General features: G+C 47.5%; 10 protein-coding genes. 8 read left to right on the forward strand and 2 right to left on the reverse strand.

What is annotated here, in order from left to right; all coding sequences use genetic code 11:
• The first annotated feature begins 43 nt into the window (after positions 1 to 43).
• Together DXT99_RS05095 and DXT99_RS05100 are read left to right on the forward strand one after the other, a co-directional pair.
• Positions 44 to 1,087: an LLM class flavin-dependent oxidoreductase gene (locus DXT99_RS05095; protein WP_115564432.1), complete on the forward strand. Its 1,044-nt coding sequence runs from the start codon at positions 44 to 46 to the stop codon at positions 1,085 to 1,087.
• A gap of 68 nt (positions 1,088 to 1,155) precedes the next feature.
• Positions 1,156 to 2,172, forward strand: coding sequence for a glycoside hydrolase family 43 protein (locus tag DXT99_RS05100; RefSeq protein WP_115564433.1), 1,017 nt, complete (start codon positions 1,156 to 1,158; stop codon positions 2,170 to 2,172).
• Between the two features lie 74 nt (positions 2,173 to 2,246).
• On the opposite strand, the gene DXT99_RS05105 is transcribed toward DXT99_RS05100, so the two are convergent.
• Positions 2,247 to 3,602 carry a sensor histidine kinase gene (locus DXT99_RS05105; protein WP_115564434.1) on the reverse strand — a complete coding sequence of 452 codons (1,356 nt, stop codon included), beginning with the start codon at positions 3,600 to 3,602 and terminating at the stop codon, positions 2,247 to 2,249.
• Between the two features lie 333 nt (positions 3,603 to 3,935).
• Between DXT99_RS05105 and DXT99_RS05110 the strand changes: the two genes are divergently transcribed.
• The 6 genes from DXT99_RS05110 to DXT99_RS05140 all read left to right on the forward strand — a co-directional run bounded on the left by DXT99_RS05110 (position 3,936) and on the right by DXT99_RS05140 (position 11,069).
• Complete coding sequence (locus DXT99_RS05110; RefSeq protein ID WP_181885032.1) at positions 3,936 to 5,567, forward strand: FAD-dependent oxidoreductase; 1,632 nt, start codon at positions 3,936 to 3,938, stop codon at positions 5,565 to 5,567.
• A 510-nt stretch (positions 5,568 to 6,077) separates the two neighbouring features.
• Entirely contained in the window at positions 6,078 to 6,962 is an 885-nt protein-coding gene (locus tag DXT99_RS05120; protein WP_115564437.1) for an SH3 domain-containing protein, read from the forward strand.
• A 283-nt stretch (positions 6,963 to 7,245) separates the two neighbouring features.
• Positions 7,246 to 8,178 (forward strand): metallophosphoesterase, encoded by a 933-nt coding sequence (locus tag DXT99_RS05125; protein WP_115564438.1) that lies wholly within the window; start codon positions 7,246 to 7,248, stop codon positions 8,176 to 8,178.
• Positions 8,179 to 8,734: 556 nt separating this feature from the next.
• On the forward strand, positions 8,735 to 9,892 hold the full coding sequence (locus DXT99_RS05130) for an SDR family NAD(P)-dependent oxidoreductase (protein ID WP_246000444.1): 1,158 nt from the start codon (positions 8,735 to 8,737) through the stop codon (positions 9,890 to 9,892).
• Positions 9,893 to 10,052: 160 nt separating this feature from the next.
• Positions 10,053 to 10,538, forward strand: a complete 486-nt coding sequence (locus tag DXT99_RS05135) for a 3'-5' exonuclease (protein WP_115564439.1) — start codon at positions 10,053 to 10,055, stop codon at positions 10,536 to 10,538.
• 144 nt (positions 10,539 to 10,682) lie between these two features.
• Positions 10,683 to 11,069 carry an acyl-CoA thioesterase gene (locus DXT99_RS05140; RefSeq protein ID WP_115564440.1) on the forward strand — a complete coding sequence of 129 codons (387 nt, stop codon included), beginning with the start codon at positions 10,683 to 10,685 and terminating at the stop codon, positions 11,067 to 11,069.
• A gap of 253 nt (positions 11,070 to 11,322) precedes the next feature.
• On the opposite strand, the gene DXT99_RS05145 is transcribed toward DXT99_RS05140, so the two are convergent.
• Positions 11,323 to 12,227 (reverse strand): transposase (locus DXT99_RS05145; RefSeq protein ID WP_115564441.1); only part of this gene is annotated, 905 nt, incomplete at its 5' end.

Below are 12,227 nucleotides of genomic sequence, written 5' to 3' on the forward strand. Positions count from 1 at the left end.
TAATGACTGTTCGTTTTTTTCAAAAAATATAATCGCACCGCATATGGAAATAGGAATAACAACTTTTGTAGAAAACACCCCTGACCCTTCTACCGGAAAACTGCTAAGCCCCCATGAACGAATGATGAACCTGATGGAAGAAATAGAACTGTCGGACCAGGTGGGCTTAGATGTATTCTCCATTGGCGAGCACCACCGGCCTGATTTTATTGTGTCTTCGCCCGCAGTTGTGTTGGCAGCGGCGGCAGTTAAAACAAAGAATATTAAACTTTCTAGTGGCGTAACGGTGCTAAGCTCGGATGACCCTGTTCGTGTTTACCAGGATTTTGCGCACGTGGATCTGCTTTCGAAAGGCAGGGCGGAAATTATGGCAGGCCGGGGTTCATTTGTTGAGTCTTTCCCGCTCTTTGGAAATGATCTGAAAGACTATAACTCTCTATTTGCTGAAAAACTGGAACTGCTTGTTCAGTTGAACAAAAGTGAAAAAATAATTTGGGAGGGAAAACACAGGCCTTCCATAGATAACCGTGGTGTTTACCCGAGGCCATACCAGCAGGAATTGCCGCTCTGGGTGGCAGTAGGCGGCACCCCCGAATCAGTAGTGCGGGCAGCAACATACGGCTTACCCATGGCTCTGGCCATTATTGGTGGAATGCCGGAACGCTTTGTTCCTTTGACAGACCTTTACAAAGAAACCTATAAGAAGTCCGAACACGATCCGGCAAAGCTCCAATTGGCAATCAATTCACATGGATATATTGCGGATGACTCCCAGACGGCTGCTGATGAATTTTACGGCCCTTACGCCTATGTGATGAGCAAAATTGGGCGTGAACGGGGATGGTCTCCCATGACCAAAGAGCATTATGATATGATGCGCACACCAGAAGGCTCTTTGCTGGTAGGCAGTCCGCAACAGGTTATAGACAAGATTCTATGGGAGTATGAGCTGTTTGGAAACACCCGCTTTCTGTTGCATATCAGCGTGGGCACTTTGCCACATGCAAAAGTCATGCACGCCATAGAGTTGTTAGGAACGGTGGTGGCACCAGCCGTGAGAAAGGCGGTGGAGAAGCAGCAATCATAATCTAAAACAGAAGCAAAGGAACAGAGAGCCGAAAACGAACCATCATAGTCTAAGCCCATCAGCAGATCATGACATCAAAGAATCGAGCATTGAAGTTTATAGCAGTCAGCATCAGTTATTTCCTTATAGCATTCTGGATTTGTTCCTGCAGCCTTCGCTCGCAGGCACAGGATGCAGCTGAGGAAAGCAGCATCAACTTAGCCGATCCGACTGTGTTTTATCATGAAGGCACTTACTACTTATATGGTACAGTGGAGGGTAATGCCGATGAGGGATTTGAGGTGTATACTTCAAAAGATATGAAATCCTGGGAAGGCCCAGCAGGTGTTCGGGATGGCTTTGCACTGAAGCAGGGAGAAGCATTCGGGACAAAAGGGTTTTGGGCGCCCCAGGTATTTTATCACCAGGGAAAATTCTATATGGCTTATACAGCCAACGAGAACATTGCTATAGCAGAAAGTAACAGCCCGCTCGGTCCTTTTAAACAGCAGGTGAAACAACCCCTGGCTGTTCCTGTAAAGCAGATTGATCCGTTTATTTTTATGGATGATGATGGGAAAAAGTACCTGTACCATGTGCGCCTGAAAGACGGCAACAGGATATTTGTAGCTGAAATGACTGATAACTTCTCCGGGATAAAAGAAGAGACGTTACGCGAATGCATAGCAGCAGAAGAACCCTGGGAAAACACGGCAAATGCCGACTGGCCGGTAGCAGAGGGCCCAACAGTACTAAAGCATAAGGGTTTATACTACATGATTTATTCCGCAAATGATTTCCGTAATCCTGACTATGCAGTAGGATATGCAACTAGCCGAAGTCCTTTAGGGCCGTGGGTAAAACATAACTCAAGCCCTGTTATCAGCACAAAGACCATAGGTGAAAGCGGTACAGGGCACGGCGATATTTTAAAAGACAAGAGCGGTAATTTAGTATATGTATTTCACACGCACCAATCAGATACTACTGTTGCCCCCCGAAAAACAGCTATGGTTAAAGCGAACTTCCTTGAAAGCCCCGGTGGTGGTGAGGCCAAACTCATTGTTGATCCTAACAGCTTCTTTTATCCAAAAGTAAAGCATTAACACAAGCGGCTTGTAGTTTCAATCACAAGGACATACAAAGCCTGATTTCATGAATTCGCTTTAGAAACTATGTGTTATTCGGCAGGTTGTAAATCATTAGTGGACTCGGCATCACTGGCAATAGTACGTTGCTCTGTTATTTCATTACTTGCTAAAGTGGCCCCATTAGTTTTAAGAAAAAATACCCGAAAGGTCGATCCTTTATTTACTTCACTCTGCACTTCAATTTTGCCCTGATAGTTGTCGATGATGCGCTTGATAACATAAAGTCCGACCCCGTTCCCCTCCACGTGGTCGTGCAGTCGCTTGAAAAGATTGAATATTTTTTTCCTGTGTCTATTTAAATCAATTCCGATCCCGTTGTCCTCTACCGTGAGCACCACATACTCCGCTGTTTCTTCTGTACTTACTTTAACAACAGGAGCACGCTCCGAGGACCTGTACTTAATGGCATTGGTCAACAGGTTTTGCAGGATGCTCTGCAGGTGCTGGGGAAAAAACCAGATAGAAGGCTGGCGGCTGAAATCGGCAATGATCTGCACCCCTGACTGCTGCACCATATGTTGAATACTGCCTAATACATCGGCCAGCAGTTTATCAAATTGAATCTCTTCCTGAACCTCGTTTTCGGCCCGTCGCTGTATTTTGCTCACATCAGACAAATCCAGGATGGTACGGTTAATTTTACGGACCGAGGTCTCCAGCCGCTCCAGGACAGGTTCTACCGCTCCATCCGGAGCCGCCATCTCTTCCCGTAAGGCAACCAGCAATCCTTCCATGTTTGCTACAGGGGATTTCAGATCATGGGAGGCTAAGTATACAAAGCTATCCAGATCGGCATTGATCCGTACCAGGTCGTGATTCTTGTCCAGCAGTGCTTTTTGCGCCTTTTTACGCTCCTCAATTTCCGCCTCCAGGTCACGGTTAGCCTGAAAAAGCTGCGCCGTTCGCTCCTGCACACGCGTTTCAAGCTCTCTTTTGGTCAGGTTTAGCTGGGCCTGTGTCTTTTCCCGCTCCTTTATTTCTTCCTTCAGCTGCCTGTTTGCCGACTCCAGCTGTACATTACTGGGTATAGCCAGCATAGCAGGAATTGACCTGTAAAGGACCACCGCGGTGGCTATTGACACCAAACCGGTAACCATTTTCACCACTCCAGCCAACCGGTAGGTGGGCACCCAGGCAGTCCAGATATCCAGTACGTGGGTGGTACCACAGAGGAGGATAAATGCCGCAAACAGGAAAAATACATGCTTGTGCGCCAGATCCTGCCGGGTCCGGGCAAAGTAAAGCAGCATCAGCGGAATAGAATAATAAGCGGCCGCGGTCAGGGCATCCCCTCCTACTGTCAGCCATAGGATTTCGGGCTTCCAGAAATAGCAATGCCCGTGAGGCATGAAGTCTGATTGAAATAATTTTTGAATAAACTCCATGCTGCTAGCCTAAGGGTAAAATAGGGATCAAAATTAATCAAAGTTCAATGCATTTAGCAAAGTACAGACGGATAAATTCTGCAGGGAGACAATCCTATAACAATAGCAATAATGTTTATGGGCAGTGTGCCATATAAGGGAACAAGTTGGGAAGTGTAATGGTACTACGCCAGGAAGGCAATAAAACACTCAGCCCATCATTCCACCTCCGGCTGGATGAAAATTTACGTGGTTAACTCCTTAAAATATTTTCATGTGTCGTATAAGCCTTTGTTACACGCCAGGCACCACGAGGATTTAATACGCATCGTTGCATCATTTAAGAACCAAGAGATGAAAAGAGTAAAGTCATTTCCGACGCTGACAGAAAAGCAGATTGCCATTTTTGAGAAGGAAGGTAAAGTAAAAACATATAAGGCGCAGGAGGTCATTATTGATGAGGGGGAGCGCGGATTCGATTTCTTTATTGTATTGGAGGGAGAGGTTGATATTATAGACCCTTTTCAGCCGGATACGCTTATTACGACCCATACTAAACGGGAATTCACTGGCGACAGTGACATGCTTTCTCAAAGAGCTTCTGTTTTCAAGGCCGTTGCAAAGTCCGATTGTAAGCTCATCCAGGTTCCGCACGAAAAGCTTTCGGATATCCTCTCCACTTACCCTGACCTCAACGACATCCTTATTACTGCCTTTATATTGAGGCGCAAAGAACTGCTGAAGAAAAACAACTCCGGATTTACGCTGCTTGGCTCCAGATTTTCCCCGGAGACATACGTTATACGTGATTTTTTCTCCAAGAATCACCTGCGGTATATCTGGCTGGACCTGGAAAAAGACAAGAAGGCGGAAGAGATATTGCTCAACTTCAACATAAAACAGGAGGAAACACCTGTTATCATAGATGCTGATTTCAACGTGTACCGTAAACCTTCCCTTCAGGACATCGCACACCATACAGGCTTAAGCGCCACTATTCAGGAAGACAAATACGACATACTCATCGTGGGCGCCGGCCCAGGAGGGCTGGCCGCAAGTGTATACGGCGCATCCGAAGGTTTGAAAACCATCACCATAGACAAAATAGGACCCGGGGGGCAAGCCGGGAATAGCTCTAAAATAGAAAACTACTTAGGTTTTCCGACAGGTATCTCGGGCAGTGAACTGGCGAACCGCGCCTACACGCAAGCTCAGAAGTTTGGTTGCACCGTTTCTGTGCCGATAGAAGCCGAAACACTGATACGCCACAAAAATCACTTTGAGTTAAAGACGAAGGAAGGAAAATCAATATACGCCAGCACAGTGATTGCCGCTTCGGGAGCGAAGTACCGCAGCCTGAACGTAGAAAACATTGATTTCTACAAAGGAAGAGGAGTGTTTTATGGCGCTACAACCACCGAAGCAAACACCTGCCAGAAAGAAGAAGTGGCTATAGTAGGCGGAGGAAACTCGGCAGGTCAGGCAGCCATGTTCCTGGCTACTTTTGCAGCCAAGGTACACCTGATTATCCGGGGTGATACTTTAGAAAAAAGCATGTCATCTTACCTCATCAAGCGCGTGGAGAACGAACCCAAAATACAGGTGCACACTAACTCAGAGATAACAGCTCTGGAAGGGGAAGAGCATTTGGAAAGGGTGATATTGACCAACAATAAAAGCAAGGAAACAAGCAGCCTGCATTTAAGAAATCTGTTCCTTTTTATCGGGGCTGTGCCTGCCAACGACTGGCTAAAGGACTTGATATGTATGGATAGAAAAGGATTTATCCTTACAGGAAATGAACTCAGCGCGTACGACTTACAGTGCTTCCATTGGGATTTAGATCGCCCGCCCTACCCCCTGGAAACCTCACAGCCCGGTCTGTTTGCTGTCGGCGACATACGAAGCGGCTCTACCAAAAGGGTAGCCTCCAGTGTGGGTGAAGGCGCCATGGCTATTAGCTTTATTCATAACTTTTTCGCTTAAAAAATTTCCCGAAAAGCTCCAGAATATTCTCAGTAGCTATAACTGCCATTGATTGCCTTACCGTGAGGAGCGTATCTGGCTTTTTAAACAGGACCTGCGTGGGCAATATTATAGCCAAATCACTTAAATGAAGGAGAAATGCTCCGGAATAATATACTCAGAACAGGTAAATGAACCGTGCCTAAAGGATAATGGGAGTAATACCAGGATAAAACTTAAACTGAAGGTAAAGTCAACTTCAATAATATCATGCCTGATTTTTACTCAAAGGTTAGGCTGGAGACATGCACTAAAAATATATGACTATCTTAATAAGTTAAAGAAATTAATAAATATCAACACTCCCAAAACAATCAGGATCTAAAACAAAATATCTTCATTTAAACTCACTAAAGAACGCTTAGCAGGTATTCACCACTCCAGGATTCGGAAGCATTAGAAAAAAATAAGAATTTATACATTGTTTATATTTTCAAACATGCTAGATTTGCTATATAAACAATCTAACACATGAGAATTTTATACAAGTATCTATTCGCGACGCTGGTATGCATGCTCTTTTTTGTAGCTGCTCAGGCGCAAAGTTATCGTATCAGCTCTTCTTCCGGAGCGAATATCAGGAAAGGCCCGGGCACCGACCAGCCGGTAATTGCTAAAATACCACAAGGCTCCAACGTAAAGCTAATTGAACGCACCAACAGTAAATGGGTGAAGGTGTCCTACAGCGGGCAGACTGGCTATGTTGCTTCTGAACTGGTAACAGAGGATAAAGGGCAGAACCGGAATAACAACGGCGGTAACAGCAACGCAAGAAACGCTTCTTCCAATTCCGGCTCTAAGGGCAGAAACAACAGTTCATCCAACCGTTCCAACTCTTCCTCTTCCGCTAAAAATATGGGTATCGGCCTCCGCTTTGGCGACCCCGCAGGTATCACTTTCAAAAAGTATAGCGGGAACACCGCCTGGGAGATAACCCTGGGCAGGTCGTATCGCTGGGGCTACCGCTACGATGACCGCTTCTACCGGTATGACGGTTTCGACAACAGAAAGCTGTATGACTACAAAGGCCACCATGCCGGGCCTACAACTGCCTTACAGGTGCATTGGCTGAAACACCATAATATTACCGGTGCCAACAGACTGCAGTTCTATTATGGCGTTGGTCCTCAAGTACGCTTCACTAATGTGCATTACAGGTACAAGTACGATGACAGGGAATATTATGAAAGCTTTACAGACCTTGACCTGGGTGTGGATGGTGTTATAGGGCTGGAATATACTTTCAGTGAAGTGCCTTTCTCAATTTTCCTGGATGCTAATGCCTTTGTTGAAGTGTTTGATGCTCCAGGCTGGATTCATGGCCAAAGCGGAATAGGCGTACGCTACAATTTCTAAAACTTAACTTATTCTGATGGCAGAAGCGGCCTTACGGGACTTTCCCGTGAGGCCGTTTTTTATTGTCCGTACCCCACCCTCCATCCCACATCACTACCAGGCAAATGCTTAAACTTTATCTTTTGTTGATGTAAAACTAGATAGTAATAGCCGCAGCAAAGTATCTTTGTACCTGAAAGCAACAGCAGGCGCAGTGAAAGCTCCGCCTCAATTTGCGCTGTCTGGGGAAGAAAGCCTCTGAAGAAGAGCGGCTTTGTAATTACATGACTAATAGTTAACATTCATGTACGATATTATAGGAGACATACACGGTCATGCTGACGCACTGGAGCAACTGCTGCAAAAGCTTGGCTATGACAACAGCAAAGGCTATTATAGCCATCCGGAGAGAAAAGTCATTTTTGTGGGCGACTACATCGACCGGGGCCCTAAGATCCGCGAAACGCTGGAAATAGTACGCGCCATGGCTGACAACAAAACGGCCATCGCACTCATGGGAAACCACGAGCTCAACGCCATCCTCTACAACACAAAAGGCACTGACGGCGAATACCTGCGCGAGCACTCAACCCGTAATGTGTCGCAGCACGCCGAAACAGCAGAACAATTCAAAGGAAGAGGAGCTGCATACAATAACTATATTGAGTGGTTTAAGACGCTTCCGCTCTATCATGAAGAGGAGAACTTAAGAGCAGTACACGCCTGCTGGGACAAAACGCATATTCAGTACCTGCGGGATAACCTGACCAACGATCGCCTGACAGATAATATACTGCTTCATCGCTACAAAGAAGACTCCAGGCTTACCGAGGCGATAGAAGTTACGCTGAAAGGGAAAGAACTGCCAATGCCCTCCGGACTCACATTTCAGGACAAGGACGGGTACGCCAGGAGTGCCCTGCGGATAAAGTGGTGGCTCAGCCCAAAGCAGCTTACCTACAGGCAGTACAGCATCGGCACTTACGACACCTTATCAGACGAGATAGTACCGGAAGCATTGGTGAGTAGAAACAAGCCCTACTCTGAAACTGAAAAACCAGTCTTCTTTGGGCATTACTGGCTGTCCGGAAACACCGCAACGAGCGTGTACGGCAAGAATGTATGCTGCGTGGATTATAGCGTGGCGAAGGCAGGCAAGTTGGTGGCATACCGCTGGCAGGGCGAGCGATGCCTGCATCATGGTAATATTCATTATGTAACCCCTTCTGAATTATAACATCTCTTCAGGCATTAATGAGGATTCCTCTTCATACGGCCAGGTCGTGACTTGTCCAATTTGCCTGTGTCATATAAAGGGGGTATCAACTTATCTAATCGTGACAGAGCATTTCTTCTCAATAAGTTGTATCTAATGAATTAAGCCGGCAAACTTAATTAATATTAAGATAACTGAATCACTCATCCTATTTCCTGTCTTTTTTGCAAAAGAAACAGCTGGTTTCATTTTGGCCGTTACATAAAAGCAGCTCTCTAACACGTACAAATACTTAGGTTTCAGTAGTTTTTACATTTACCAAAGAATAAACTACCAATTATCCAAATAACACCTATTATTAAAAGGGTATATCTCGGGTGAATAGTACAAAAGAAACTAGTCTGTTCCATCACTACACTCAACTACAACAGCATAATATACTAATCGCTGTTAAGCAACTCAACTAGTCGTTACAGTGAGGAAGCTGCAAAACTACAACTCTGAAACTGTTACACCGTGAAAGATATGGCTGCAAACACGTCAATACAGCTATGTCTTGAATTTATCACATCGTAACATGATGAACATTTTAAAACAGCTTTATACCGCCACCCAAACACGGCATAAGAAAACAGCGCCAGGAACAACTTTTCTTTCGCTTTCAAGAGAACAGCTTTATAGCAAAGCAGCTGAACCAGTGATAATGTCAGGCAATCGAAGGAAAAACGCGAATGTAAAAAACCAGGTACAAGTGTTTGCTCTGGCCCTTCTGCTTCTTTCTTTTTTCCTGGGCGGTTGTGCCACCTCTGAACTGGGGAGGTCCGGACAGCGTAAAACGGCAGGCAAAACATTCGTTATTGTAGGTGCCTCCAGTGGCTTTGGGCGCGGAGTAGCAGAAAAATTGGGAGCATATGGCGCCAACGTTGTGCTGGCTGCCCGGAGATCTGAGTTATTGGAGGAGGTGGCGGAAAATGTGCGGGCTGCAGGTGGAACAGCGCTGGTAGTGACCATGGACATCAGCAAAGCAGAGGATGTCCAGCGGTTGGCAGATACTGCGCTTCAGGAGTACGGTGATATAGATGTCTGGATAAACATGGCTGGTGTCGGAGGTATCGGCCGGTTCTGGGATATACCCATTGAAGACCAGGCGCGCATTGTCGACATCAACCTCAAAGGTTTTATTTACGGCAGCCATGTAGCCATCCGGCAGTTCAGGGCACAGGGGTATGGCACACTCATCAACATGGGTTCTATTGAAAGCGTGAACCCGCTTGCTTACCATGCCTCCTATGCCGCCACCAAAGGCGGAATACTCAACCTGGGGCAAGCGCTTAACCAGGAGCTCAGACTCGATGGGCGCCGAAACATCAGGGTGGTTACCGTGGAGCCATGGGCGGTGGATACTCCCTTCTGGAGGCATGCAGCCAACTACAGTGGCGGCACCGCACGAATGGCCGCCATGGATCCGCCGCGCAAGGTAGTGAATGCCACCATCCGGGCTTCCCTTCGCCGCAGAAACGAACTTCCGGTAGGTTGGAAGGCAAAAGGCGCCTGGATGTCTCATCGTTTGTTTCCACGTTTTACCGAATGGCTGTCTGCTAATATCATTCACAAATACCAGATAGAGAATGCACCACCAGCACCGCCCACTTCCGGGGCAGTACATGAACCAATGGAAGTAGGCAGAGGCGTTGATGACAATGTGCGGCAGCGTATGAAAGAGGGAAAACAGTAGCAGCACAGAAAAAACGGAAAAGGTAGCATATTCACCACCAGCCAATTGATATTTTCAGGTGCTGTTTAGGTTAATAACTCTTTCTCATCTCCGGCACCTGCCTTTGATTTTCAGGCGGGTGCTGCCTATCTTGCCGGCTACAAACTATTAGCACCCTCTCATGAGTCACTCTTTTACCGCCATTGATTTTGAAACCGCGCAAGGCAAGCGCTGGAGCATTTGCCAGATTGGTTTAGTCCGCGTGGAGAACGGGCAGATTACCGAAAAGATAAACAAACTGGTATGCCCGCCTGACAATTTCTATTTCTACCGCAATACCGCAATACACGGCATTTCAGCCGCCGATACCTGCACGGCCCCGACCTTTGATACAGTGTGGCAACAGATAAAACCGTACATCGAGCACCAGACCGTGGTCGCTCACAACGGTGCTTTCGACTTCAGCTGCCTGCGCCATACCCTCGATTATTATAAGGTGCAACAGCCGACTTACGAGCAGCAGTGCACATACAAAATCTTCAAGAAAGGTTTGGCAGAACTATGCCGGGAATACCGCATACAACTAAATCACCACGACGCTCTGAGCGATGCCCTGGCGTGTGCGGCCCTGTATAGCAGGCATCTGCGCCGTTTAGAGACTGTATAACCGATTGTGTTGCACTAGCTGGCTGGCATCAAATCCAGCTAACTGAAGCGGGCTAAGAGGTTGATGTCGAAAGACTCGTCTCCCTCCTTCCCTGTTACTGCTTTACAAAAACTTTCGGTTGTTTGCCCCCACATTTAAAAAGCTATGACGTTAGAAGAACGCATTAGAAAATCGGAGACACGCATTTTTAAAGCCGTGTTTCCAAACACAACCAACCACTACGACACCCTCTTCGGAGGCGCAGCCATGCAGCTGATGGACGAAGTGGCCTTCATCACCGCCACCCGTTTCAGCCGGCAGCGCATGGTCACGGTCAGCAGCGACAAAATTGACTTCAACAAGCCAATTCCAGCTGGTACTATCATCGAACTTGTCGGCACCGTGACAAAGGTTGGAAACACCAGCATCAAGGTGCGGGTAGAAATCGATATTGAACAAATGTATTCCGACCACAGAGAAAATGCCATCAGGGGTGAGTTTACATTTGTTGCCATTGATGAAAACAAACAGCCTGTCTCTATTCTAAAGTAAGCCACCTTCTTTTTAGCAGCCTTCCCATTTTTATAATAGCACCTGCCGAATCATCATCCTTCGTACGGACAGGTCGCGACCTGTCTCTGCTATAGCCTGTCAATGCAACAGAAAGAACTGCTCTGGTAACCAATGCTCATCCTGACAATCCTCTAATCCTGAAATTGGGGGTAGGACCACTTAATAGGGTTCTGGCGATTTATTAAGGAACGATTGGACAGGTCGCGACCCAATGCCGTCAACTTAAGGCTGCTTATATGACAGGTCTTTTATTGATGTTGTATTTGTATTTGCGCTTCCGGACCCTGGGAAAGCTCCTGCCGGGCCTGAGAGCCTCCTTCCTTCTCTTGATTTTATGCTTGAGCCGCTCGTACAGCTGCTCAACAGCCTCCTGCCCCATCAGCAGGCTGGGCAGATTGTCCTTGACGAGCCCCAGCGCCACAGCCCTGTTTACTTTATAAACATGCTTGTTTTCTTTAAGGGCCTGTTGCTGCTCCAACTCCTGCTCAGCATCAGCGATGAGCAGTGCGCTCAGGTTGACAGCCAGCATGTGGGCATGAAAATCCTGCCTGACGCCCAGCACTGTTTTGGCAGAGAAGTTCTCCAGTTGCAGCGGATTCTTGTGTAAATCCAGCCCTGTCTCCACTCCCCACCGCTTGTGGTAGAGTTGCCTGAGGGTTGGAAGGCCTTCCTGCTGCAGACTGGTGAGCAGGTACTCTGTCTCTCCGTTCTTTAGCTCCACCTTCACGGCCCGCACATACAGCTTTGTCTGCCCCGGGGAAAGAAATTGCTGCAACTGCTCATTAGGCAGGCGCCTGCTGACCCCTAGATCCAGCTCCAGCACCGCATCCTGCTCGGCTCCCTGGGCAAAGGCAGCCACCTCCGTGAGGAAGTGCGCGCGGCAGCGCATGAGAAAACCCAGTTGCCGGCGCTGCAGGCAGGCCAGCAGCCACAGGCTGGGGTAGCCCCGGTCGAAGAGCAGCAGGCAAGGAGACGACAGGGACAGCTCCTGGAGGTAGTTCAGGTGCTCAAGGGCCATGTGCCGCTCACTTGCCCTGTATGGCTCGAGCCGGGCATCGAGCACCAGCTCGTTCTCCACGTCATAGAGCAGGCTGCTGCGCCCCAGGGGCATGCTTTCCCCTTTCTCATCTGCCGTGC

It is taken from the genome of Pontibacter diazotrophicus (genome assembly GCF_003367245.1).
Taxonomy (GTDB): Bacteria; Bacteroidota; Bacteroidia; order Cytophagales; family Hymenobacteraceae; genus Pontibacter; species Pontibacter diazotrophicus.